26 protein-coding genes are annotated in these 24,307 nt (G+C 63.3%); 14 read left to right on the forward strand and 12 right to left on the reverse strand.

Annotated elements, in window-relative coordinates:
* Positions 1-14: 14 nt before the first annotated feature.
* Complete coding sequence (locus tag IE091_RS13835) at positions 15-1,502, forward strand: aminoacyl-histidine dipeptidase (RefSeq protein ID WP_189463897.1); 1,488 nt, start codon at positions 15-17, stop codon at positions 1,500-1,502.
* Between the two features lie 93 nt (positions 1,503-1,595).
* On the opposite strand, the gene IE091_RS13840 is transcribed toward IE091_RS13835, so the two are convergent.
* Positions 1,596-2,072 (reverse strand): Dps family protein, encoded by a 477-nt coding sequence (locus IE091_RS13840; RefSeq protein WP_081192742.1) that lies wholly within the window; start codon positions 2,070-2,072, stop codon positions 1,596-1,598.
* A 184-nt stretch (positions 2,073-2,256) separates the two neighbouring features.
* A complete protein-coding gene (locus IE091_RS13845) occupies positions 2,257-3,387 on the reverse strand; it encodes a glycerate kinase (protein WP_189463898.1) in 1,131 nt (376 codons plus the stop codon).
* A gap of 117 nt (positions 3,388-3,504) precedes the next feature.
* Here IE091_RS13845 and IE091_RS13850 point away from each other — a divergent pair, with 117 nt between their 5' ends.
* The 4 genes from IE091_RS13850 (at position 3,505) to IE091_RS13865 (ending at position 6,180) form a co-directional block, all read left to right on the forward strand.
* Complete coding sequence (locus IE091_RS13850; RefSeq protein WP_081136385.1) at positions 3,505-4,065, forward strand: hypothetical protein; 561 nt, start codon at positions 3,505-3,507, stop codon at positions 4,063-4,065.
* The gene (locus IE091_RS13855) at positions 4,062-4,427 is read left to right on the forward strand and encodes a lipoprotein (RefSeq protein ID WP_016916090.1); all 366 of its coding nucleotides are present in this window, start codon (positions 4,062-4,064) and stop codon (positions 4,425-4,427) included. Before IE091_RS13850 ends, IE091_RS13855 begins: the two co-directional genes overlap by 4 nt.
* 29 nt (positions 4,428-4,456) lie before the next feature.
* Entirely contained in the window at positions 4,457-5,098 is a 642-nt protein-coding gene (locus tag IE091_RS13860) for a DUF1007 family protein (protein WP_039182841.1), read from the forward strand.
* Between the two features lie 62 nt (positions 5,099-5,160).
* Positions 5,161-6,180 carry a nickel/cobalt transporter gene (locus IE091_RS13865; protein ID WP_189463899.1) on the forward strand — a complete coding sequence of 340 codons (1,020 nt, stop codon included), beginning with the start codon at positions 5,161-5,163 and terminating at the stop codon, positions 6,178-6,180.
* A gap of 6 nt (positions 6,181-6,186) precedes the next feature.
* Here IE091_RS13865 and IE091_RS13870 read toward each other — a convergent pair whose 3' ends face one another.
* Positions 6,187-6,606 carry an HIT domain-containing protein gene (locus tag IE091_RS13870; protein ID WP_189463900.1) on the reverse strand — a complete coding sequence of 140 codons (420 nt, stop codon included), beginning with the start codon at positions 6,604-6,606 and terminating at the stop codon, positions 6,187-6,189.
* A 153-nt stretch (positions 6,607-6,759) separates the two neighbouring features.
* Between IE091_RS13870 and IE091_RS13875 the strand changes: the two genes are divergently transcribed.
* Together IE091_RS13875 and IE091_RS13880 are read left to right on the forward strand one after the other, a co-directional pair.
* Complete coding sequence (locus IE091_RS13875; protein WP_039182850.1) at positions 6,760-6,891, forward strand: entericidin A/B family lipoprotein; 132 nt, start codon at positions 6,760-6,762, stop codon at positions 6,889-6,891.
* Between the two features lie 94 nt (positions 6,892-6,985).
* Entirely contained in the window at positions 6,986-7,336 is a 351-nt protein-coding gene (locus IE091_RS13880) for an I78 family peptidase inhibitor (protein ID WP_039182853.1), read from the forward strand.
* Here the strand turns inward: IE091_RS13880 and IE091_RS13885 are convergent.
* The gene (locus IE091_RS13885) at positions 7,333-7,938 is read right to left on the reverse strand and encodes a LysE family translocator (protein ID WP_039182856.1); all 606 of its coding nucleotides are present in this window, start codon (positions 7,936-7,938) and stop codon (positions 7,333-7,335) included. The genes IE091_RS13880 and IE091_RS13885 overlap by 4 nt on opposite strands.
* Before the next feature lie 95 nt (positions 7,939-8,033).
* Here IE091_RS13885 and IE091_RS13890 point away from each other — a divergent pair, with 95 nt between their 5' ends.
* Positions 8,034-9,422 (forward strand): aminotransferase-like domain-containing protein, encoded by a 1,389-nt coding sequence (locus tag IE091_RS13890; RefSeq protein ID WP_189463901.1) that lies wholly within the window; start codon positions 8,034-8,036, stop codon positions 9,420-9,422.
* Between the two features lie 24 nt (positions 9,423-9,446).
* Here IE091_RS13890 and IE091_RS13895 read toward each other — a convergent pair whose 3' ends face one another.
* From IE091_RS13895 to IE091_RS13925, 7 genes are all read right to left on the reverse strand, one after another.
* Positions 9,447-10,451, reverse strand: a complete 1,005-nt coding sequence (locus tag IE091_RS13895; RefSeq protein ID WP_189463902.1) for an ion transporter — start codon at positions 10,449-10,451, stop codon at positions 9,447-9,449.
* Positions 10,452-10,484: 33 nt separating this feature from the next.
* Complete coding sequence (locus tag IE091_RS13900) at positions 10,485-11,003, reverse strand: acyl-CoA thioesterase (protein WP_039182865.1); 519 nt, start codon at positions 11,001-11,003, stop codon at positions 10,485-10,487.
* A gap of 86 nt (positions 11,004-11,089) precedes the next feature.
* Positions 11,090-12,400 carry a short-chain fatty acid transporter gene (locus IE091_RS13905; RefSeq protein WP_096921492.1) on the reverse strand — a complete coding sequence of 437 codons (1,311 nt, stop codon included), beginning with the start codon at positions 12,398-12,400 and terminating at the stop codon, positions 11,090-11,092.
* Between the two features lie 152 nt (positions 12,401-12,552).
* Positions 12,553-13,857 carry an MATE family efflux transporter gene (locus IE091_RS13910; RefSeq protein ID WP_096921491.1) on the reverse strand — a complete coding sequence of 435 codons (1,305 nt, stop codon included), beginning with the start codon at positions 13,855-13,857 and terminating at the stop codon, positions 12,553-12,555.
* Between the two features lie 3 nt (positions 13,858-13,860).
* Complete coding sequence (locus IE091_RS13915) at positions 13,861-14,109, reverse strand: YfhL family 4Fe-4S dicluster ferredoxin (RefSeq protein ID WP_039182874.1); 249 nt, start codon at positions 14,107-14,109, stop codon at positions 13,861-13,863.
* Positions 14,110-14,181: 72 nt separating this feature from the next.
* On the reverse strand, positions 14,182-14,676 hold the full coding sequence (gene coaD, locus IE091_RS13920; protein WP_189463903.1) for a pantetheine-phosphate adenylyltransferase: 495 nt from the start codon (positions 14,674-14,676) through the stop codon (positions 14,182-14,184).
* Entirely contained in the window at positions 14,673-16,556 is a 1,884-nt protein-coding gene (locus IE091_RS13925) for a beta-ketoacyl synthase (protein WP_039182882.1), read from the reverse strand. Before IE091_RS13925 ends, coaD begins: the two co-directional genes overlap by 4 nt.
* Positions 16,557-16,775: 219 nt before the next feature.
* Here IE091_RS13925 and trmB point away from each other — a divergent pair, with 219 nt between their 5' ends.
* The 6 genes from trmB to IE091_RS13955 all read left to right on the forward strand — a co-directional run bounded on the left by trmB (position 16,776) and on the right by IE091_RS13955 (position 23,733).
* Complete coding sequence (gene trmB / locus IE091_RS13930) at positions 16,776-17,441, forward strand: tRNA (guanine(46)-N(7))-methyltransferase TrmB (RefSeq protein ID WP_096921488.1); 666 nt, start codon at positions 16,776-16,778, stop codon at positions 17,439-17,441.
* Complete coding sequence (locus IE091_RS13935; protein WP_039182888.1) at positions 17,438-17,767, forward strand: DMT family transporter; 330 nt, start codon at positions 17,438-17,440, stop codon at positions 17,765-17,767. The genes trmB and IE091_RS13935 overlap by 4 nt, the downstream gene beginning before the upstream one ends.
* 11 nt (positions 17,768-17,778) lie before the next feature.
* A complete protein-coding gene (gene dacB, locus IE091_RS13940) occupies positions 17,779-19,257 on the forward strand; it encodes a D-alanyl-D-alanine carboxypeptidase/D-alanyl-D-alanine endopeptidase (RefSeq protein WP_189463904.1) in 1,479 nt (492 codons plus the stop codon).
* Positions 19,258-19,282: 25 nt separating this feature from the next.
* A complete protein-coding gene (locus tag IE091_RS13945) occupies positions 19,283-19,654 on the forward strand; it encodes a diacylglycerol kinase (protein ID WP_016916107.1) in 372 nt (123 codons plus the stop codon).
* A 74-nt stretch (positions 19,655-19,728) separates the two neighbouring features.
* Complete coding sequence (gene glnE, locus IE091_RS13950; protein WP_189463905.1) at positions 19,729-22,695, forward strand: bifunctional [glutamate--ammonia ligase]-adenylyl-L-tyrosine phosphorylase/[glutamate--ammonia-ligase] adenylyltransferase; 2,967 nt, start codon at positions 19,729-19,731, stop codon at positions 22,693-22,695.
* 144 nt (positions 22,696-22,839) lie between these two features.
* A complete protein-coding gene (locus IE091_RS13955) occupies positions 22,840-23,733 on the forward strand; it encodes an AEC family transporter (RefSeq protein WP_039182898.1) in 894 nt (297 codons plus the stop codon).
* Between the two features lie 28 nt (positions 23,734-23,761).
* Here IE091_RS13955 and IE091_RS13960 read toward each other — a convergent pair whose 3' ends face one another.
* Entirely contained in the window at positions 23,762-24,145 is a 384-nt protein-coding gene (locus IE091_RS13960; protein ID WP_189463906.1) for a hypothetical protein, read from the reverse strand.
* Positions 24,146-24,307: the final 162 nt, after the last annotated feature.

Here is a 24,307-nt window from a genome sequence, read left to right on the forward strand (position 1 = left end):
GACGAAGAGTTTCCATGAACGCACATCTAGAAGCGCTCGCGCCCACGTTGGTGTGGCAGCATTTTCGCACGCTGTGTAATACCCCTCGGCCATCGGGCCACGAGGCAGCGCTGGTCGCCAAGCTGGAAGCCTGGGCCGATGGCCTGGGGCTTGCCCATGACCGGGATGCCTTCGGCAACCTGCGTATCCGTAAGCCCGCATCACCGGGGTGTGAGGCAGCGCCGGGCATCATCCTGCAGGGGCACCTGGACATGGTGGCGCAGGCCAACGCAGGCCAGGCCCACGATTTCACGCGGGACCCCATTCGCACGGTGGTCAAGGAGGGGTGGCTGCACGCTGAGGGCACCACGCTGGGGGCTGACAACGGCATGGGCGTGGCTGCCATTCTGGCCGTGCTGGAGGACCCGGAACTGACCCACGGGCCGCTGGAAGCGCTGTTCACCCTGGAGGAAGAGACCTCCATGGGCGGGGCGCTCAATCTGGCCGAGCAGTGGCTCGAGGGCTCACTGTTGCTCAACCTCGATAGTGAAGACCGTGGCCAGGTCTATATCGGCTGCGCGGGCGGTGCCGACGTGGTGGTGGATGCCCAACTGCCTGGTGCTGCGCTGCAGCCCGATGAGCAGGTCATCTCGCTCTCCTTGACCGGCCTCAAGGGCGGTCATTCGGGCATGGATATCGACAAGCCGCTGGGCAATGCCAACCGACTGCTGGTACGCGTGCTGTGGGCGCTTGAAGCCTTCGATGCGCGGCTGGTGAGCTATCAGGGCGGCACCCTGCGCAATGCCATTCCCCGTGAAGCCTTTGCCCAGGTGGCGCTGCCCGCCGACGATGTCGAGGCCGCGCTGGCCACGGTGGAAACCCTCGCTAGAACGCTCAAGGCGGAGCTGGGTAGCGGTGACCCTGGCCTGGTGCTGACGGCTACGCAAGCGGCCCCTGCCGAGGCCGAACCGCTGACCCGCGACGCCAGCGCCATGCTGCTGGCCGCCTTGCATGCGGCTCCTTGTGGGGTCGAGCGGATGAGCGCCGATGTGCCGGGGGTGGTCGAAACCTCCAACAATCTTGGCGTGCTGAGCGTGGAGCAGGGACGTTTTCACCTCTGTGCACTGGTGCGCTCGCTGCACGACAGCGCAGCGATGGCCATGGCCGGGCGCTTCCAGGCGCTGTTCGGGCTGATGGGTGCCCGCGTAAAGGTCGAAAATGGTTACCCAGGCTGGGCGCCCAACCCGGAAAGCCCGCTGTTGGCCACCTTCAATACTCGCCATGCGGCGCTGATGGGCCACGCTCCAGAGGTGAAGGTCATTCATGCCGGGCTGGAGTGCGGGATTCTGGGCAGCAAGTACCCTCATCTGGACATGATCTCGTTCGGGCCCTTGATTCGCGGGGCTCACTCACCGGACGAGCGCGTCGAAATTGCTTCCGTGGCGGAGTTCTGGGCCATGCTGCGTGACCTGATCGAAACCCTGGCCAGGCAAACCGCCGACTCGGCCAGTCGCCAGGTCTGATCTGCCATGCCCGCCCAGCAACATTGGCGGGCAACAAAAACGGCACCGCAAGGGTGCCGTGGGTGGTGTCTCGGCGGTGCGCCGCCGAGAGGCCTACTTGCCCAGGTAGGCGTTGAGCATCCAGACGGTCTTTTCCTGCTCGCGAATGTAATCGCCCGCCTGAGCGGCGGTACCTTCGTCGTCGGCATCCGAGGCCAGCGACAGCAGTTCGCGCTGCAGCTCGATCAATGTCTGATATCCGCTGAGCACGCCTTTGACACAGGTTTTGCCGTCGTGGACATCCTTGTCTTCCTGAATCCGCGACAGGGCGATGTAGTCGCTGTAGGCGTGGATGGGCTTGTGTCCCAGGGTCAGGATGCGTTCGGCGACTTCGTCCACTTTGGTCAGCAGGTCGGTGTAGAACTCTTCGAACTTGGCATGCAGCTCGAAAAAGTCGTTACCCTTGACGTTCCAGTGGTAGCCCCGCACGTTCATGTAGAAAATCTGGTAGTTGGCCAGTAGATGATTCAGCTTTTCCGCAAGCTGGCTGGCGCTGCCTTCGTGTAGGCCAATGCTGTTGGTATCTTCCATTGTCTGCTCCTCCATCGTTTCGTTTTTTCCAGCTTAAGGCCCTGGTTGACCAATGCAAAACAGGTTTTTTGCATCGCCACCATAGCGGCCTGCCATGACCGGCGGTGAGCTGGCGACGGCTGACTCATCGCAACATATCAAGAGATGTTGGCGACTCGGCGATTTTTCAAGGGGGCCGCCGCCTTCAGTGGGCCAGCCACAGCCGGGCTATGCTGTCGCAGCGGTCGCTGAGCAGTTCAGCGGTACGCGGCAGGGCGTCTTCCAGGCCCATGGGGCCATCGGCCAGGGCAAAGGCGGCGGTGACGCCTTCATTCAAGCAGGCCTGCCAGCCATCCCCCAGGCTGCCCGCCAGCACGATGACCGGCTTACCCAGGCGCTGGGCGGCACGGGCCACGCCAATCGGGGTCTTTCCAGAGAGACTCTGGCCATCCAGGCGGCCTTCTCCGGTGATCACCAGATCCGCCTTGGCCAGCAGGCTGCTCACCTGGGCTTGCTGCATGATCATGTCGATACCCGGCGAGAGTCTGGCGTTCAAGAAGCTGCTGGCGGCAAAGCCCATGCCGCCCGCGGCACCCGCGCCTGGCATGTCTCGGTCATCGCGACCCAGGGCTTCTACGGCGAGCGTGGCAAAGTGCCCCAAAGCGCGGTCGAGGGTGGCCACGTCGTCGGGGCTGGCCCCCTTTTGCGGCCCGAACACGGCGCTGGCACCGCGCTCACCGAGCAGCGGGTTATCCACGTCCACGGCGGCCGTGACGTCCAGGCTGGCCAGCTTCGGGTCCAGGGTGGAGAGGTCCAGCGTGGCCAGCTGCTGCAGGGCAGCCCCGCCCGGAGGCAGCGGCTGGCCATGCTGGTCGAGCAGCCTGGCCCCCAGCGCCTGCAGCATGCCGGCGCCCGCATCGTTGGTGGCGCTACCGCCCAGCAGGAGCAGGGCCTGGGTGGCACCGGCGTCCAGGGCCGCCAGGAACAGTTCGCCCACGCCATGGGTGCTGGTATGCAGGGCGTTGCGCTCGTCGCTGTTCAAGTGCTGCAGGCCACTGGCTTCTGCTAGCTCGATAAACGCGGTACGCTGCTCGCCAAGCCAGCCCCAGCGGGCCTGGCGGGGTCTGCCCAGGGCATCTTGAACGGTGAGCGTGCGACACTCTGCCTGAGTGGCTGCCATCAAGGCATCCAGGCTGCCCTCGCCGCCATCGGCCAGCGGGCAGAGGTGCGTGATGGCCGAGGGTGCCGCCCGTGTAATGCCGTGTGCCATGGCCTGGGCCGCTTGTTCGGCGCTCAGGGCATCCTTAAAACTATCCGGGCAAAGCAGTACATTCATCGCACAACCTCCTTGAAACGTTGTCTCAGCGTATTGTCGTTCTTTTTCGTGTTAGCCTGCGAGCTTAGCGTGCTGCTGGACCGCACACCAGTCGCACAAAGGGCAAGAGGAATTCACATGAAGGTTATCCCGATCAGCATGACCTGCCTGCTGGCCTTGGCCGGCTGCCAGACAGTGCCAGACCGCTTGCCCCAGGCCGAGCCTGGGCCTGCTGCGGCCTGTGCATTCCCGGTCCATCAGGCAGCCGACTCCCTGGCGGCGGTCACTCGTGCTGTCGATGTGCTGGAAGCGTGGGGCTTTAGCCTGGACGCCACCGACACTCGGCTTGGCCTGGTCAGCGCCTCCCGCGAGCGCGAGCTGGTGGGATATTATGACCGTTATGATTATTACTCCCCCTACGGCAGCGGCTTCCGGCTGTTTGGCGGGATGGGCGTGGGACGCGGCTCCAGCATCGGCCTGGGAGTCGGCGGGCGTTTTGGTGCGGGCGCCGGGCAAACGCCCACGGAAGTGGAGCGTGTATCGGTGCTGGTCAGTGACGCGCAGCTACGCCTGTCTCGGGACATTCGCCGTTTCGATCACTTCGGTGAGCAGCGCGAGGCCTACAGCGCCAGTAACGATGACTTTTGCGGACGCTTTCAAACAGCCTTTCAACAGGCCCAGGGGCAGGGGGGCTTATGAGCCGTTTCATCAAGTGGGGAGCCGCGCTGGTCACACTGCTGTGGCTGGCCGGATGTGCAACGACGCAGCCGCTGGAAAGCCGCGATCTGCACTACCGTGCCGATACCGAGCAGACGTTCCGTGAGGCCGTCGCGATGATGATCGAACAGGGGTATGTGGTGCGCCATGCCGATATGTCCCTGGGGCGGGCGGAAGCGGTGCTGGCCCGCTGGCCCGGCTACCGGTTGCAGCTTCAAGTGAGCGAATCGGGCGGCGGCACGCTGGTGCGGGTATCTGCGCTCAGCGGCAGCCAGCCGATTCCCCCGTACGTGCTGGACCCGTGGCTGGTGGAGTTGCAAAGCAGATTAGGAGAGTTACCGTGACGTGGAAAACAGCCAAACGCTGGGGGTGGATGAAAGGAGCTGCCCTGGGCATGGGGCTTGGGCTGGCCAGTGGTAACGTATGGGCGCACCCCCATGGCTGGATCGATCTCAGCATGCGCGTGATCACCAACGAGGCGGGTGAGGCCACTGGCGTGCATCAAACCTGGCGCATGGATCCGTTTTACAGCCTGGTGGTGTTCGAGGAGCTGCAGCAGGTGCCCGGCGCGTCGCTGGAAGAGGGCCTGGACCAGCTGGGCAGCGATATCCGCGACAATCTGGTGCCCCAGCACTACTTTACCGAGCTGCGTATCAACCGCCAGCGCCTGGCCTTTGGCGAGGTGACGGAGTATACCGCCATGGAGCGGGATGGCCGTTTGACCTTCATGTTCATACTGCCCCTGGAGAGCCCTCAGCCGTTGCAAGGCAACGTGCTGGAGTACCAGGTCTTTGACCCTACCTATTACATCGAAGTGGTGCATGAGGCCGATAACGATGGCCCCAGCAAGGGGGCGCTGGTGTTGAATGGCGAGCCCGCCTGCGAGCTGAGCATCATCGCGGCCGATCCAGACCCCGAACTGGTGCTGCAGGCAGCCCTGCTGGACGTGGACGAAGAGGGTGAGCCGGGCCTGGGCCGCCACTTTGCCGAGACCGGCAGGGTGGATTGCCGCTGACGCAGACGCCTGCTATCGTATATCAATTTGTTACTTTATAACTTTTTTGCCGTGGAGGGAGGATGCCGGTAACACGACAACAGTTGGCCTGGGCAGCAGGCGGTATTCTGTGTGCCATCCTGTTAGTCTGGGTCGTGCAAAGCAATCTGCAGGGCGTCAGCTATCAGTTGTTGGGCTGGCAGCGCGACTTGCATCGCAGCCTGACGCTGGCCATCACGGAACTCTCCCGCACGCCGTCTACGGGTGCGTGGATGACGCTGCTGGGAGTCAGCTTCGCCTATGGCGTGTTTCATGCTGCGGGGCCTGGTCATGGCAAGGCGGTGCTGGCCACTTACCTGGCTTCCCATGGGGGCGCGACCCGGCGTGCACTGGGGCTGTCGTTTGCGGCTTCCTTGCTGCAGGGTGTGACGGCCATCGTCATGGTCGTGGTGCTGGTGCACGGGCTGGGATGGGTCACTCGGCAGGCCATGGGGAGCGTGGTCTGGGTGGAGCAGGCGAGCTTTCTGCTGGTGGCGCTGCTGGGCATCTGGCTATGCTGGCGTGCCATCAGGCAACTGCGCCACGCCCATCGTGCGCAGGCGCCGGTGGCCGAGCCCCACCATCATGAGCACAGCCACAGCCACAGCCACAGCCACAGCCACAGCCACGATCATGCCCACTGCTGCGGCGGAGCCCACCATATCGAGCCACAGCAGGCGCTGGAGTGGCGTACTGCGTTGATGACGGTGGGGGCCATTGGCATGCGCCCCTGTACCGGGGCCGTGTTGATGCTGGGGGCTGCCAGCCTGCTGGGGCAGTTCCATGTGGGGGTGGCCTCGGTGCTGGTCATGTCGCTCGGTACCGGCATCACCGTTTCGGCGCTGGCCATGGCCAGTATCGTGGCGCGGGGCTGGGCGACACGGCGGCTGGAACGACAGCAGAGCCAGCAAGTGGTGGAGAAAGTCGCGGGATGGGTCGCCCTCACGGGGGGCGCGCTGATCGTGGCGCTGGGCGTCTCCTTGTCGTTGGCGGGAGCAGCGCAGCCTGCCAGCGGCCCGCTGCTGAGCGAGCCGCCGAGTCGCAGTGTACTGCCCGGCGGCTGAGGCAGCCTAGACGCTCAAGCCATTGAACAGGGCGAGCAGCTGTTCACGCTGCTTGCCCTGGCCGGGAAGCTCATACGGCTCAGGCGTGCCGTTGCCCCATACCGGGGCTGGCCAGCTGGCATCGTCGCGGTAGCGGATCACTACGTGAAGGTGCAGTTGGCTCACCACATTGCCTAGGGTGGCGATATTGAGTTTGTCGCCGTGATAGGCCTCTTTCATGGCCGCTCCTAGGGCCGAAGCTTCTCGCCACAGCTGGGCCTGGTCTGTGTCGCTTAGCTCGAAGACTTCGCTGACATCGTTGACGCGGGGCACCAGCACCACCCAAGGGTAACGGGCATCGTTCATGAGCAGCACACGACACAGGGGCAAGTCGGCCAGTGGGAAAGTGTCTGCTTCCAGGCGAGGGTCGAGAATCAGGTCGGCCAAGTGACGTCTCCAGGTGGGGCTTGATGGCAAGCGTAGGTTCAAGGCTGCAGCATAGCAGGCGAAATACCGAAAATCTGTTACGCTAAGACGGAAGCCGCTTCGTTCTCGACGAAGGGAGGCTCGAAGGCGACATCACTTGTTAAGGAGAACATGATGAAAAAATTACTGGCGACAAGTTTTATCCTGCTGATCACTGCCGGTGCGCTGGCGGGCTGTAATACCGTGGCAGGCGCAGGCCAGGATGTTCAGGAAGGTGGTCGTGCCGTTCAGGATGCCGCTAGCTGATCAAGGCGGGCTTTGAGCAAGCAAGGGTCAGGCAGTCATGCCTGACCCTTGCTTTTAGAGGACGACCATCAAGCGCTTTTCTTGAGGAACACGCATGCCACTTCCCCGTTTCACCTTCCGACATACACGTGCCCTGACGGCGCTGCTGGCTGCCTTGCTGCTGGCCGCTTGCACGTCCCAGGCTCCCAGTGAACCAGCTCCCGAACCTCCCGTGGTCGGCAGCGCGCCGGTGGACGCCGAGGCGGTCTGTGATGCCGATGCCGTGGCCCATGCCATTGGCTCGCCTTTCGACGAAGCCCTTGTCGAAGCGCTGCGCGATGAGAGCGGTTCCCGGCATGTGCGGGTATTGCGGCCTGACAGCGCGGCGACCATGGATTACCGGGAAGATCGTTTGAACATTGTGTTGGGCAGTGACGAACTGATCGAGGCCGTGCGCTGCGGCTAACGCAGTATCAGCCATACGCAGGCAGCGGTGAGCACCCCCATGGTGATGTTGAAGGCCCGCCATGCCCGGTCGCTCTTGATCCATTGCCCGATGGCGCTGCCAAACGCGGCCCAGAGGGCAATGCAGGGTAGCGCGACCAGTTCGGCAAAGCTTGCCAATACCAGGGCGTTCACCACGGGCTGCCCGCTCTGCGGCAAAAAGCTGGCCATGAGGGCCAGTCCCATCACCCACGCTTTCGGATTGGCGAACTGAAACATGGCAGCCTGCCAGAAGGTGAGCGGCACACTGCGCTGCTGGCGGTTCAGGTTGGGCGGCGGTGCCGTGGCGATCTTCCAGGCCAGGTACAGCAAGTAGCCGCTGCCTGCCCAGCGCAGCAGGTTCTGCACCACGGGAAAGCGTTCGAACAGTACGCCAAGCCCCAGCGCTATGGCCGAGAACAGCAAAAAGCAGCCGCCCAGAATGCCCCACATGTGAGGCAGCGTGCGCCGAAAGCCAAAGTTGGCCCCGGAGGCGGTCAGCATGAGGTTGTTAGGCCCTGGGGTGAGTGTCATGGACATCATGTAAAGCGCTGCCGGGCCCAATACTAGCCATTCACTGTTCATTTTGTACCCATACAATTTTTGGTTTGAGTTGTTTTGCCTGCCTGATTTCCAGCATAATTGCCCCTTGATCACCGTCAAAGGTTTTTATTGTCACCATGACAATTTGGGTGCCACATATCGATTCGCATAGCGGTCCTCGCTATCGCGCCATTGCGCTGGCCATCGGAGAGGCCATCCAGCGGGGTGAGCTGGTGCCCGGTACGCGCTTGCCACCTCAGCGGCATCTGGCCGATGCGCTGGGCGTCACGGTAGGTACGGTCACTCGCGGCTATGCCGAAGCAGAGCACCGCGGCTGGGTCACGGCCCGGGTGGGCAGTGGCACCTATGTCAAGCCGCTCCAAGCTCGCCACGTCTTCGATACGCTCCATGAGCGGGAGAACGGTCTGACCGACCTCAGCTTGAGCCTGCCGCCGCCCCATCCATTGAGAGCCCAGGCGCTGAGTACGGCGCTGCAGGCCCTGAGCAGCGAACCGGACGTGCTGAAACGCGGAATTACCTACTCCGGGGCGCAAGGGAGCGAGCACCATCGCCAGCTGCTGGCACGCTGGCTGGGCCGGCTTGGCATGGCCCTGGCGGCCGACGAACTGCTGGTGACCCAGGGTGGGCAGCATGCCATCAGCCTGGTGCTGAGCACCCTGCTGCGCCCCGGCGAGCTGGTCGCCGCCGACGCCCTGACTTATCCCGGCGCCATCAGCGCTGCGCAGCAGGCCCATCTGAAAATGGTCGGTATCCCCTTCGACCAGGAGGGCATGAGCATGGCAGCGCTGGAGGCGCAGTGCGCGCGCCAGCCGCCACGGCTGATCTATCTGACCCCCGATCAGAACAACCCGACGGGCACCTGCCTCAGCGAAGAGCGCCGCACCCAGCTGGTGGCGCTAGCCCGGCGATACGATATATGGCTACTGGAAGATGGCGTTCAGTACCTGCCGGTAGAGCAGCGCGGTACGCCGCTCTACCAGCTGGCCCCGGAGCGCACGCTGTTCGTGTTCAGCACGGCCAAGGTGCTGGCGGGCGGGCTGCGCATCGGCGTACTGCGTGCGCCGCCAGCGCTATTGGAGCGGCTTGCGGCGGGGGTGCGGGCGCAAAGCTGGATGGTGCCGCCGCTGATGGTGGATATTGTCTGCCACTGGATTGCTCAGCCAGCGGCCAGCGAGTTGCTGGCCTGGCAAACCGGTGAGCTGACGGCCCGCCAGACGCTTGCCGAACAGCTCCTGGCAGGCTATGCCCTGGGCCGTCGGCCATCGGGAAGCAATGTGTGGCTGGCGCTGCCCGAGGGCGTGCGTGCCCTGGAACTGTGTACGCGGCTTCAGCAGGAGGGAGTCAAGGTGGAGAGCGCCGAGCCTTTCTGCGTGGGCAGTGCCCCGGCACCTCAGGCCATACGCATCTGTATCGGTGCAGCACCGGACCAGACCGCCCTGGTGTCGGCGCTGAACACCGTACGTGCCAGCCTGGCGCAGCCGCCGCTGGCCACCACCACCGTTTGATGCCAGGGCCCGTGGCCAGCCGCCTCACTCGTAACGATCTTTCCAGCGCTGTCGCGCTACCTGCTCCTTGAGCATCTCCAGGATATCCAGCAGCACCTGCTCGGTTACCTGCTGGCTACCCTGGTCGACCTGCAGCCAGCTATCGAAGCCGCTGTCGGCGGTCTGCTCCAACAGTCGGCGAAAGGCCGGGGAGTGCAGCTGTTGGGCAATCTCGTCCACCAGCCGCTGGGCAACGCCGCTCAGCGACGCTTCCAGGGCGCTGGATGCCGCGTGCCCCATGGGCAGGCGCTGCAGGCGACGGATCTCCGGGCTTTCGCGCAGCGTACGGCTGACCAGCTCGCTGATGGCGGTCTGGATGGCGCTGCGGTTCTGCTGATAGGCCTGCCCTGCGGTGGCTTCCAGGCGCTGGGTGATCTCATGGATCAGCTGGCGTTTGCGCGGCATGATGACCCGCTCGATGACCCGCTCCGAGAGGGAGTCGTTGGACGTGATCTGCTGTTGAACGTTGCCCAGCAGGCGCAGAGCGATACGGTCCGAGAGTTCTTCCAGCAGAATGTCGTAATACTTGGCAAAGAAGCGGTAGAGCGGCCACTGGGTGACCGTGATGAGACCAAGCCGATGCAAGCGGTGCAGCAGCGACACCACACGCAGGATGCGCAGCAGCCGGAAACCGCCCACCGGAATACAGCCCAGTACGTCGTACCAGTGGACGAACGGGTAGAAAAACCAGCGGTGATAGCGCCGTTCGGCGATGGCCACCGTCCAGCCCAGCAGGACATCGGCCACGAACAGGCCGACAAACATCAGGTCGATGGTGGTGAAGCGGCTATGGATCGTCGTGTCGTAGGCCGCATGGGCGCTCGGGGCCATGGCGGCGAAGGCTTGATTGAGCGGCTCGATCAGAAACAGCGAGTCGAACAGCAGCAGGCCCAAATTGACGGCCACTGCCGTCAGGATCAGCAAATCCCAGCCGATATGTGCGTATTCGACCCCCTTGGGCAGATGGGGGTAGCGCCGCCTGATGGGCATGGTGACTCCTTGTCATGACGAATAGGGCAGCGACTAGCGCTGCCGGTGATGCTGCTGGGCCCGCTCCTCTTCCTGTTCGGCCTGCTTGCGCAGCTTCTTGCGCAGGGCGGCTTTTTCGAAGCGCAGCTTCTGTAGCGGCGTCTCCAGTGCCAGCGGCGGCACGCGAGCCGGTTTGCCCTGCTCGTCCACGGCCACCATGGTCAGGTAGCAGCTGTTGGTGTGGCGTATCAGCTTGGCGCGAATGTCTTCCGCCACCACTTTGATGCCGATTTCCATGGAGGAGCGGCCAACGTGATTGACGCTGGCCAAAAAGGTGACCAGCTCACCCACATGGATGGGCTGCTTGAACAGGACCTGATCCACCGAGAGCGTCACCACGTAGTGGCCCGAGTAGCGGCTGGCACAGGCATAAGCCACCTCGTCCAGCTTCTTCAGGATAGCACCGCCATGCACTTTGCCACTGAAATTGGCCATGTCGGGGGTCATCAGGACCGTCATGGACAGTTCGTGCTGGCCAGGCAGTGGGCTGTGTTCAAGCGTCGTGTCGGTCATGGAGATCACCTTGTGAAAGCCAAAAAATACCCGCCCCCTGGCGCGCTGGCCGAGTGGGGCGGGTGGTCAACAGCGTAGCGGGTGGCTTAGAACCAGACCAGCCCTATCGAGATGATCGCGCCGGTAATGAACAGCTGGATCAGACAGAAGCCCATGATGTCCTTGGCCTTGAGCCCGGCAATGGCCAGTACCGGCAGCGCCCAGAAGGGTTGCAGCAGGTTGGTCCAGGCGTCGCCCCAGGCAACCGCCATGGCGACCCGAGCGATATCCGCTCCGAGTGCTTCGGCTGCCGGTAGCATGACCGGTGCTTGAACGGCCCACTGGCCGCCGCCGGAGGGCACGAACAGGTTGACGATACCGGCGCTGATGAACGACCAGAACGGCAGCGAGTTAGCCGTGGCAAACGAGACCAGCCACTCCGACATGCTCTGCGCCAGGCCCGACTGCACCATGATGGCCATGATACCCGCATAGAAAGGGAACTGGATGACGATGCCCGCGCCGCCCTTGATGGCTTCGTTCAGGCTGGTAAGCAGGTTGCGCGGCGTGCGGTGCAGCACGATCGCCAGGAACAGGAACATGAAATTCACCACGTTCAGGTTTAGGCTGCCGCCGCGCAGCAGGAAGTGGTCCAGCAAGAACAGCAGGCCAGGTACACCCACCAGCAGGGCCAGCGGCATGCTGTTTTCGAGCTTTTCGGCAGGACGGGTAATGCGACCGACGGGCTCGGGCTCGTCATCCAGCAGCCTGGGGTCTACATACACGCTGTCCTTTTCATCCGGCAGCATCAGACGATTGACCAACGGTACGGCAATGAACAGACACACCACGATGGCCAGGTTGAAGAAGGCAAAAATCGTCGAGCTGGTACTGATGACGCCGATCTGATCGGCAGAGAAATGCCCCTCGGTGGCGATGGTGAGCGGCACCGAGCCTGCGAGCCCGCCGTGCCAGACCACGAAGCCGGAGTAGGCGCTGGCCACCAGCAGGCGATAGTCCACCTTGATCAGGCGGGCCAGTTCCTTGGCGAACAGGGCCCCGACGACCAGGCCGAAGCCCCAGTTGATCCAGCTGGCGGCCAGAGAGACCAGGGTGACCAGAATGATGGCCCCGCCCGGCGTTTTGGCGGTACCGGCAATTTTCTGCAGGATGCGCTTGACCGGCGGCGAGCTGGCCAGCATGAAGCCGGTGACCAGCACCAGCAGCATCTGCATGGAGAAGGTCAGCAGTCCCCAGAAGCCATCTCCCCACATGCGCAGTACGGCCAGGGGCGTTTGTCGCTCGACGGCGATGGCCGCTACCGCCGCTACCAGTGTCAGCAGCAGCACAAATATATACGGGTCGGGTAAATAGCGTTCGACCAGCTTGACCGCCGGTTTCGAGATGAGTTTTAGCATGGAGTGCTCTCTTTATTCGTTATTAGGAAGTGCGCGGCTAATATACGGCGGTGCGGCATAATTTTCACCCCTCGACGACTCACGGAGCGGCCCCCTCAAGCTCACGTTAGCGTAATTGGCCAAAGCCGCCCGTTGTGGGCTTCAACGCTAGCTTAGCGAGCTGGATGGTCGCACCACCGGGTGCGCCGGTAGTGGCGGTAATAGAGAATCAGCACCAGCGAACGTGTCACGGTGAACAGGGTGAGTGCCAGCCACAGGCCATGATTGCCAGCATCCTGCAGCCACCACCAGCAGGGCAGGTAGACGGCCAGCCCGGCAAAGATGCTGTTACGCATTTGGCTGACGGCGGTGGTGCCAATGAAAACGCCGTCCAGCAGGTAGCTCCACACGGCGATCAACGGCATCAGCACCATCCAGGGCAGATAGACGGCGGCCACCGCGCGCACTTCTTCCAGCCCGGTGAGCAGGGCAATCAGCTGGTTGCCGAACAGGGCAAACAGCAGGGCGGCGGCCCCGGCGGTCCAGAAGGAGAAGCGTGCCGTGGCCCGGACGGTGGCGGCGAATGCTGGCCAATCACGGCGCCCGTAGGCTCTGCCCACCAGCGATTCTGCGGCGTGGGCAAAGCCATCCAGAGCGTAGCTGGTCAGCATGATGAACTGCAGCAGCACGGCGTTGGCGGCCAGCACGGTATCCCCCTGGCGAGCCCCCTGAGCGGTGAAGAATGCCATGGCGAACAGCAGCCCCAGTGTGCGCACGAACAGGTTGGCGTTGACATTGAACAGCGCCGCATAGGCGTTCCATGCCAGCAGCCGCTGGCGCTGAAAGTGGCCCTCGAGAAGCCCCAGTTGGCGCATCACCAGATAACCGCCAAACGCCAGCGCGCTGTAGTCGGCCAGCACGCTGGCCAGCGCAACGCCGTTACTGGTCATGCCCAGCCCCACCACGAACCAAACGTCCAGAAGGATGTTCACACCGTTGGTCAGCAGCAGGATCATCAGCGTCACTCGGGAATTCTGCTGCCCCAGAAACCAGCCCAGGATGGCATAGTTGGCCAGCACGGCAGGGGCCGACCAGAGTCGGATTTCAGCGTATTCCCGGGCCAGCGGGGTGGCCTCGGCGCTGCCGTCCAGCAGCCACAGCCCCAGCGAGATCAAGGGGGAGCCCAGCAGGATCAGCAGCACGCCAATCCCGGCGGCGATGATCAGCGACTGGCCCAGCAGGTTGCGTACATCGCTTGGTGCATCGCGCCCCATGGCTTGCGCCACCAGGCCAGTGGTGCCCATGCGCAGGAACCCGAAGCCCCAATAGAGAAAGCTGAACAGGGTGGCCCCCAGCGTGACGCCTGCCAGGTAGCGGGGGTCGGGCAGGTGGCCCACCACGGCGGTATCCACCAGTCCCAGCAGCGGGACGGTGATGTTGGAGAGGATGATGGGCCAGGCTAACGCCCAGATACGCACGGGTCAGGCTGCAGTGATGATGCGATACTTCTCCATCAGCTGTTCCTGAGTCTCGGGACGTTCCGGGTCCAGAGGAATACAGTCGACCGGGCAAACCTGCTGGCACTGAGGCTCGTCGAAGTGGCCAACGCACTCGGTGCACAGGTTGGGGTTGATGACATAAATCTCCTCGCCGGGAGAAATGGCATCGTTGGGGCATTCGGGTTCACAGACGTCGCAGTTAATGCATTCGTCAGTAATCATCAGGGCCATGGGCATACCTCACGAATGGCGGAACACTCGGGCGGTGATATACCCGAGTGTTTTACTCAACAATAGCGATGGTTAACCAGTGTAGTGCTTACGCAGCGCCTCTGCGACCTGCGGATGCACCAGTGCTGAAATATCGCCGCCCAGCTTGGCGATTTCACGCACGATGGTCGAAGAGATGTAGGAGTTTTCCACCGCAGGCGTCAGAAAGACACTTTCCAGCTCGGGGTTCTGGGCGCGATTCATGTTGGCCAGCTGTAGCTCGTACTCGAAATCCGAGACGGCGCGCAGGCCGCGCAGAATGATCGTCGCGCCCTGTTCGTGCATCATGGTGGTGAGCAGCGACGAGAAGCCGATCACCGACACGTTCTCCAGCGAGGCGCACACCTCCTGAGCCAGCGCAATGCGGGTCGGCAGCTCCAGGGCGGGGCGTTTGCCGGGGCTGGCCGCCACGGCGATGACCACCTGATCGAACATGCGCGCACCCCGCTCGATGAGATCGAAGTGGCCATTGGTGATGGGGTCGAAGGTGCCGGGGTAGACCGCGATATTGCGGCGTGGGGCGCTCATGACTGCCCCTCGCCGTTCAGTGAGCCAAACGGGTTGTCGACGTTCAGCGATACCGCCTGGTGGTAGCCGGGGATATGAATGCGGTCTGCCTGGATATCCAGCTCCGGGCCTTCCAGCACGGCTTCGCCAAACTGGTAGCGCGGGGCGTAGTGGCCCTTGTCCGCCTGGCTGAGATACGCGGCGGCCTGGGCACGCACGGTTTCCCGCTTGGCTTTCCAGGCCTCCACGGCAGCGCTGCCATGGCGCTGGAGGAGCAGCCGCTCGGTGACCTGGGGGGACAGCACCACGCCGGTGGCGTTATTGCCACCAAACCCTTTGGCGTTGATGAAGGCCGCATCGGCGCTGAACGCCTGGGGCGTCGTGGAAAAGCGCAGCCGCTCGGCATAGACGTCATCGGCTACTGCATCCAGGGTGGGAATGCCCGGCAGCAGGCCGTGGGCGAAGCTGCCCAGTGCGCTGGCCAGTTGATCGCCCGCCGCAGAGCCCTGGGAGTGGCCAATGAACGCCTTGATGGCTACCACCGGCCACTGCTCGATTCCGTTCGCGCGGGCAATCTCATCGAATACATGGGATTCCGTGGTGCGGTTCTTCGGCGTACTGGTGCCATGGGCATGCAGATAGGTACGCTCCTTGAGCGCGGTCTCTCCCAGCATGTTCCTGACCAGCGCCGCAGCCTTGCCCAGCGTGATGTAGTTGCCGATCCCGGGTGCCGAAATGGAGCGCTTGAAACCGTCGGCGTTGACGAACACGTCAGGGACGGCTCCCAGAATGTCGGCCCCCAGCTCCAGGGCCAGCGCATCGTCCATCAACAGCACGAACTGGCTGGCTTCGGCCATGGTGAAGCCGCAGTTGCGGGCAAACGGGCGGCAGGCGCGCTGGTAGTCGGCATCGGTGAGCAGGGTCAGGGCGTCCAGGGCTTTCAAGCTGGCGTCGTCTGCCAGCGCGCCCATGGCCCGAAAGCCTTCGATGATCTCGGGGGTGATCGGCGCATCGGCGGTGCCGACCATGACCACTCGGCGGCGTCCGGCGCGAATGTCGTCGATGCCCAGGCGCAGGTTGTAGAGGAAGCTGGCGCAGGCGCCCAGGGCCGCGCCGGTGCCGCCCACGCTGCCCAGTACATAGGCATTGAGGAAATCGGCCGGCATCTGCCCATACCCCAAGGGCATCTGCTTGGACGTTGCGCGCTGCCCGCTGACCAGGCTTTTCAGCAGCCCGCCCCAGCCTTCGTCATCCAATTGGCCAATCGAATTGCCCGCATAGACGGCGATATGGTCAGGGTTGAGCTGCTGGCGCAGGGTCTCCCAGTCAAGGCCACTGGCGCCGAGGCAGTCGCTGGCCCCGAAAATGGCCATGGCCAACCCGCGCGGATGATGCACGCTGCGGTACAGGCTGGCCGGGTCGAACCCGGAGGGCAGCTGTGCGGCGGCCTGAACCTTGGGTTCCTGGGCATCGGGTAGCAGGACCTCCAGCATGCCTGCCGGCAGGGTCACTTCTACCTCTCGTGCATCCAGCTCGCGTACTTCCCAGCCTTCCGGCAGTTGCTCGGGCAGTTGCCGACGGCGCAGGGTGACGCGCACGGGCTCTGCCAACGCCAGTTCTGCACGGCGGTTGGCAGGTAGGCCCGGCGCCTGGAAGCGGGGGTCCTCGTTCCGACGGATCAAGGTGTGGTCGAGCACCTGCTCACGCAGCAGGCTGGCAGGCGAGTCAATAGGCTGGCCTGTGCTGTCTTGCCATCCATGGTCGGAGTGCTCGGCAAGACGCATGAGCGCGGCCAAGCCTTCCAGTGTCTGGCGCTGCTGATCGGCTGGTAAAGCATCAAGCACGGTGCGGCGGAAGGCCTGATGGCCCGAGGTTCTGCCGGCGGGATTGATGCCGCCCATGCCGACAATCACCGGTAAGTGTGACAAGCCGGGTTCCTCGTGGTGCGGTGGTGTTTAATGACAGTTATCGCCAGGGGGCCCTTTCATGGCGCCTTACCTGAACTTAATAGTGAGCTTGAACATCGACTCTGGCGTGATCATAGCACCGGGCGAGCAACGGCGTCATGCCGCGCAGCCGGGAGACTGGTAGAATCACGTTTTTTTCATGCAGGGGATGTCATGCAGCACACCTCACGATCGGTGACTTCCAATCAACCGGGCCCACACCAGGATGTGGTGCGGCGCGTTGAGCGTGCCTTGGCGCATCCGCTGCGCAAACCCATCGCCGACCATACTCGCCTGGCTTTCGAGCAGGCGGAGGCCTGGCGGCGACAGCAACCCGCACCGTTGATCATCGATGCAGGATGCGGGGTCGGGCTATCGACCCGCCGTTTGGCGCAGAGGTTCCCTGATCACTGTGTGATCGGCGTTGACCGCAGCGCAGATCGGCTAGGGCGAGATCACGGCGAGCTGCCGGGCAATGCGCTGCTGGTGCGCGCTGACCTGGTGGATTTCTGGCGTTTGGCGCGGGAAGCCCAGTGGGCGCCCGTGCGCCACTATCTGCTCTATCCCAACCCTTATCCCAAGTCGTCCCACCTGAAAATGCGCTGGCATGGTCACCCGGTTTTCCCCACACTGTTGGCGCTGGGTGGGCGGCTGGAGCTGCGCTCGAACTGGGACCTCTACGTGGAGGAGTTTGCCCAGGCCGTACAGGTGGTCACCGGTCGCGAGGCGGCGGTGGCCCAGGTAACGCCCAGCGGCGATTATCTGACGCCGTTCGAAGCCAAGTATGATCAAAGTGGCCAGGCGCTATGGCGTTTGACCATCGATCTGGAGCAGCCATGACCTTTGTGTATCTCGTGCTTGCGATTGTGGCAGAAGTCGTGGCGACCAGCGCCCTGAAAGCGTCGGAGGGCTTTACGCGTCCTGTGCCGAGCCTGCTGGTGGTGGTGGGTTACGGAGTGGCCTTCTACCTTTTGAGCCTGGTGCTGCGCACGCTGCCGGTGGGTATTGCCTACGCCATCTGGGCGGGGCTGGGTATCGTACTGGTAACGCTGGTCGGTATCGTCGTCTTCGGTGAGAAGCCCGACGTGCCTGCCGTACTGGGTATTACCCTGATCGTGGCTGGCGTGGTCACCTTGCAGGTGTTTTCCAACATGAATGTGCATTGAGGTAGCCAAACGTGACGTGTTTTTTTAACTTACCTGCGCGCTGGCTGCGTGGCAGTGTCGTGGCGGGTATCGCCAGTGCCGCGCTCTGCGCCAGTACCTCCCTGTGGGCGGATTTCACTCGGTTGAGCCAGCTGGAAGCCAAAGGGTTTTCGGTGAGTGCCGAGGCGCGCCTGCTGGAGGGTGGCAGCCCCGGTGACCTGCTGCTGGGAAGCCTGAACCCCGAGCGTCAGCTGGCGCCTGCGTCGGTGACCAAAGCCTATATGGCGGCCGCGCTGCTCAACCGCTTTGGCCCTCAACACCGCTTTACCAGCCAGCTGGTGAGCACCGCGCCCGTGGAGAATGGCGTGCTCCGTGGTGACCTGGTGTTCGAGGGCGGCGGTGACCCCGGACTGACCAGCGAAGACCTCTGGCGGCTGGTGCAGCGCCTGCAGCTGGCCGGCGTCGAGCATGTGGACGGCGCGCTGGTGGTCAGCCAGTGGCGCTTTGGCCCGGTGGAGTGCATCACCACCGACCGCTGCAACGCACGCACGCGGGTCGCCAATGCCTACAGTGCGCCGCTGACCTCGGCGGGGGTCAACTTTGGCACCTGGTGCGTCAACGTGGCGCCCGCCACCACTGCCGGTCAGCCTGCGCGCACGGGCTTGTGCGACAGCACCGCGCCGCTGATCGTGATCGACAATCAGGTCGTCACACGTCCGGCCAATAGCGGTACGGAAATCAGCGCAGAGCGGATCACCGATGAGCGTGGCGACGTCATGCGCCTGACGGGACAGATTTCCACCAACGCGGCGGCCCGGGATGTCTATCGTGGGGCTGGCGATGCGGCAGAGCAAACGGCACAGCTTCTGCTGGCCATGCTGAATCAGGCGGGGGTGACGGTACGTGACCCTTGGCGAGTGGGCTCGACGCGTCCGCCCAGCGAAGCGCGTCGTCTGGCCGCCGTCGACGGTCAGCCGTTGCAGGAGCTGCTGCTGCGGACGATGAACTATTCCAACAACTACATGGCCGATGTGCTGGCGCTGAACCTGGTGGAAACGCCCCAGGCACAGCTGCGTCAGGCGGGCCAGGCCATCGAGGCCTATGCCCAGGGGCTGTCTGGCCACGGCCCGATCACGCTTTCCAGCGGTAGCGGCTTGACCACGGACAACCGCACGTCTGCCCATGGTACCAACGTGATGCTGGAAGACATGTATCGTCAGAGCGCGCTGTTTCCGAGCTTCGTGGCATCGTTTCAGTCGCCTGCCAACGGAGTGATGCGCTTCATTCGCCGCGGTTCGCCCACGTTCCAGAATAACGTCATGCTCAAGACCGGTACGCTGAATCAACCCTTTGCCGTGCGCGCAGTGGCGGGCTATTTCCGCACGGCGCAAGGGCGCTGGGGAGTCTTCAGCGTACTGGTCAACGGCAGCGGCAGTACCCCTTATCTGAGCTGGCCGGAAGTGCTCGACCCGCTCTCCCTGGATCTGGACGCCATGATCCTGGCTCATTAATCAACGTGCAGACGAGACAACGGGCATGAAGCCACAACACACCGGGTTAACCCATCTGGTTCACTCCACGCGCTACTCATGGAAAGGCCTGAAGGCCGCGTTTCGTAACGAAGCCGCCTTCCGTCAAGAGTTGGCCATTGCCGCCGTACTGCTGCCGTTTGCCTGGTGGATCGGCGAGGGCCCGGTCAGCTGGCTGCTGCTGGTGGGCAGCCTGCTGCTGGTACTGATCGTGGAACTGTTGAACAGCGCCATCGAGAACGTGGTGGACCGTATCGGCACCGAACACCACGAACTCTCTGGCCGTGCCAAGGATATCGGCTCGGCGGCGGTCATGCTGTCACTCATCATGGCGGGGCTCACCTGGGGCCTGTTAGGCTGGGAGAAGTGGCTGGGCTGACCCGCCCCCATGGCCCAATGACCGACCAGCAATGAGTCGTGTCACTTCGACGTGCGTTAGGCGCAGAGGTAGATATGCAGACACCGCAGGCTCTCTTTTCCACCACCACGCTGCCTGACGTACTGTCAGGCCCGGCCGCCGACGCTCGGCAGCGCCTCGTGGATGCCCTGACACAGGCCGACAACCTGGCCTCGATGACCGGCAAGGCACTGCCCTCTGGGCCATGGCATGACCTGCCAGAGGCGCGTCGTGAAGCGCTGGCCCGCGTGGTGACGGTCTCGACGTTCGCATTGGAAACCCTGGCGCGCTTTCCCCACTGGCTGGCCGAGCTGGAGGCTTCAGGAGAGCTGGACCGCGCTCCCGACAAGGCGACGCTCGTGCAGTGGCTGAACGACGCCCTGGCAGGCTGCGAGGAGGAAGAGAACCTGCAGCGTACCCTGCGCCGCTTTCGCCGTGCCCGTATGCTGGGCATCGTCTGGCGTGACCTGAATCGGCCTGCAGGCGCCACCATGTGGCAGACGGCGCAGTCGGTTTCCTGGCTGGCAGAAGTGTGCATCGAGGCGGCACTGGGTTGGCTAGAAAACTTTTACGCCTCCCGGTGGGGGCTGCCTGACGTGCGAAGTGATGGCTCACCCCAGCGCCTGGTGGTGCTGGGCATGGGCAAGCTGGGCGCGGGCGAGCTGAACCTCTCCTCCGATATCGACCTGATCTTTGCTTTCCCCGAAAAAGGCGAAACCCAGGGAGGGCGCAAACCCCTCGAGCATCAGGAGTATTTTACCAAGCTCGGCCAGCGCTTGATTGCTGCCCTGGATGCCATGACGGCCGACGGCTTCGTGTTTCGCGTGGATATGCGTCTGCGCCCGTTGGGCGACGGTGGACCGCTGGTGGGCAGCTTCTCGATGCTGGACAGCTACTATCAGGATCAGGGGCGTGAGTGGGAGCGTTACGCCATGCTCAAGGCGCGCCCCGTGGCAGGGGATATCGACGCTGGGCAGACGCTGCTGGCGAGCCTGCGCCCGTTTGTCTATCGCCGCTATCTGGACTTCGGCGCCATCGAGTCGTTGCGCGAACTCAAGGCGATGATCAACCGGGAAGTCAAACGCAAGGGCATGGAGAGCAATATCAAGCTGGGGCCCGGGGGCATTCGTGAAGTCGAGTTCATCGTGCAGGCGTTTCAATTGATTCGCGGTGGGCGGGATACCGAGCTGCAAGTGACATCGCTGTACACGGCCCTCAATCGTCTGCCTGAACTGGGCTTGCTGCCCACTGCCGTGGTGGACGAGCTGCTGCCGGATTACGCCTTCTTGCGTGATCTGGAACATGCCATTCAAGCCCTGGAAGATCGCCAGACCCAGCAACTGCCCACCGATGACGATGATCGCGAGCGGGTTGCCTTCGCGCTGGGCTACGACGGCTGGTCATCCCTGCAGGAGCAGTTGAACCGCGTGCGTGAGCGGGTGCGTCGACACTTCGATGCCGTGATTGCCGACCCCGAAGAAGAAGCCGACGAGCCGCAGAGCGAAAACGCCCTGGCGCAGTGGCGCCTGCTGTGGCGCGAAGAGCTGGAGCCCGACGAGGCGCAGGCCTTGCTGGCCGGGGCAGGGTTCCATGAGCCTGAGCGAGCCCACAAGCGGCTGGTCAGCCTCTACCACTCACGGGCAGTGCAGAGCATGCAGCGCATAGGCTTCGAGCGGCTGGACGCCCTGATGCCGCTCCTGCTGGAGGCATTGGCCAGCAGCGACGCGCCGGACACGGCATTGGCGCGGGTGCAGCCCTTGATCGAGGCCGTGCTGCGGCGGACGGCCTATCTGGCGCTACTGCGTGAAAACCCCCATGCGCTGGAGCATCTGATGCGGCTCTGCTGCGCCAGCCCCTGGATTGCCGAGCAGCTGGCCAGATACCCCATCCTGCTCGATGAGCTGCTCACTCCGGACACGCTCTACACACCTGCCGACAAGGCGCGTCTTGCCGACGAGCTACGTCAGACGCTCAATCGCCTGCCCGAGGATGACGAAGAGGCGCAGCTGGAAGCACTGCGGGTATTCAAGCACGCCCAGATGCTGCACGTGGCGGCATCGGATGTGGTCGGTACGCGGCATCTGATGAAAGTGAGCGATTACCTGACCTTCATTGCGGAAGTGATTCTGGAAGCGGTGCTGGCCATGGCCTGGAAGCACTTGGCCCGCAAGCATGGCGTGCCCCCTGGCTGTAATAACCGTGAGCCGGCGTTTCTGATCATTGGCTATGGCAAGCTGGGCGGCATCGAGCTGGGCTACGGCTCGGATCTCGATCTGGTGTTCCTGCACGACAGCGACGGCAAGGGCGCCACCGATGGTCCGCGTTCGCTGGACACCCCGGTCTTCTTTACTCGCCTGGGGCAGCGCATCATTCACCTGCTGACGGCCATCACGCCTGCGGGTAGCCTCTACGAGGTGGATATGCGGCTGAGGCCTTCGGGCAACGCTGGCCTGCTGGTGACCTCGCTGGAGGCTTTCGCCGACTATCAGCGTCAGAATGCCTGGACCTGGGAGCACCAGGCGCTGGTGCGGGCCCGGGTGGTGGCGGGCAGTGACGCACTGGCCGCTCGCTTCGAGACGCTGCGTGGTGCGATTCTGGGCGTCGAACGTGCTCAGGACACCTTGCGCAGCGATGTGGTCAACATGCGCCACAAGATGCGTGACCATTTAGGCAGCAAGGGGGTGGCCAATACCGTGAGCGCCGAAGGCACCTTCGACTTGAAACACGATGCGGGTGGCATGGTGGACATCGAATTCCTGTGCCAGTATGCCGTGCTGGCCTTTGCCCACCAGACGCCCGCGCTGCTGACCTACAGCGACAATATCCGCATTCTGGAAACCCTGGCCGACAGCGGGCATATCACCCCCAGCGAAGCCGAACAGTTGAAAGAGGCTTACCTGGCTTACCGCAGCCGTACACACCGGGCCGCGCTGACCGGCGAAAAGGCCGAAGGCGATGCCAGCGAGCTGGCGAGCCATCGTCACGTGGTGGCGGACCTGTGGCAGCGTTTTCTGGGCGCCTGATCCACCAAGGGCTAATGGGCAGCCGCCATGCTGAAAAGATAGGCTGAAAAAGATAGCCTGATAAGCAGTAGCCTGATAACAACAAGGACGACAGGACATGCATGCCACAACCCCAGCGGGCTCGCCTGTTCGGCAGGGCCGCCCATGACCGGCCACATACTCGCCACGCTGCTGCCGGTGTTCCTCATTGCTGGCTGCGGCGCTGCCTACGGGCGCTACCGCAGCCCCGACATCGGCAGCCTGAATACCCTGAACATGGAGCTGTTCGTGCCGCTGCTGGTATTTGCCGTACTGGCAGACCGCCAAGCGCCGCTGGCCGACTATGCCTGGCTGGCAACGGCGGCTGCCCTGGTGGTGCTGGGTTCCGGCCTGGTGCTGTGGCCAGTGGCCAAGTGGCTCTCGCTGGACATCAAGGTCTTCCTGCCGCCCATGATGTTCAACAACTCCGGCAACATGGGAGTGCCGCTACTGGTGCTTGCCTTTGGGCCCGAGGCGCTGCCCGCTGCCGTGGTGGTGTTCATCATCGAAATGCTGCTGCATTTTTCGGTAGGGCTCTACATGCTGGACCCGCGTACTTCCCTGTGGCGGATGCTGCGCATGCCCATCGTGGCTGCCAGTGTGGCAGGGCTGCTGGTCAATGTGGGGGGAGTGGCACTGCCCAGTTGGCTGTTGGAAGCCATGCACATGTTGGGAGGTATCTGTATCCCGCTGATGCTGTTTGCCTTGGGGGTACGGCTGCTGGAGATCGATTTCAGCGACTGGCGCACAGGGTTGCTGGGTGCCGTGCTGTGCCCGCTGTCGGGGCTGGTGGTTGCCTTGCCCTTGATGTGGCTACTGCCGTTGAACTCGCTGCAGACCGCCGTGCTGCTGGTATTTGCAGTGCTGCCCCCGGCAGTGCTCAACTATCTGGTCGCGGAACAGTACAAGCTGGAACCACACAAGGTGGCTTCGCTGGTACTGATCGGTAATCTGGGCAGTCTGGTGGTCATGCCGCTGGCGCTGGCAGCGGCCTTTGCCTGGATACAAGCACCACCCTAGTGACGTGCTGGTCAGGTGACGTGCCGACTCAGTGGCGCGGCTCGTCCTTCACTTCATAGCTGCCTTCCAGAACGTCCTGGTGTGGGCGATGGCCATGAGATGTCTGGTTTTGGAAAGAGGCATGACGTTGAGAGGCATAGCCGCCACCGATATCCTGAGCCTGCTCGGCACGCATCTGTTCCATGCGCTTTTTCATCTTGTGGCGCACGAAGGGCATCATAGCCCAGCCGATCAGCAAAAATATCAGGCCCAGTACCATGCCGACGATCATCAGCGCCCCGAAGGCAAGCCAGGTCAGCAGCAGCTTGACGCTGCCCATTACGCCAGTGGGGCGTGACTGAGCAGCTCGGGCGCGCCACTGGTGCGCAGCTTGCCAGGCAGCATTACGTTGATCGCGATTCATCTGTGGCATATATGCCTCCATCGTTCGTTTGCCTTTATTGGAACATACCCCGGTAGGCAAGTTCACTCGTAACTATTCAGGTGGTTGCGGATAGCCTGTCGACAACCACCTGATTTTTCTGGCATAGTGCACAGCATCATTCGGCACACCTATGCGGCGATATGACCATCA

Origin of the sequence: Vreelandella hamiltonii (assembly GCF_014651775.1) — a bacterium.
Lineage (GTDB): Bacteria > Pseudomonadota > Gammaproteobacteria > Pseudomonadales > Halomonadaceae > Vreelandella > Vreelandella hamiltonii.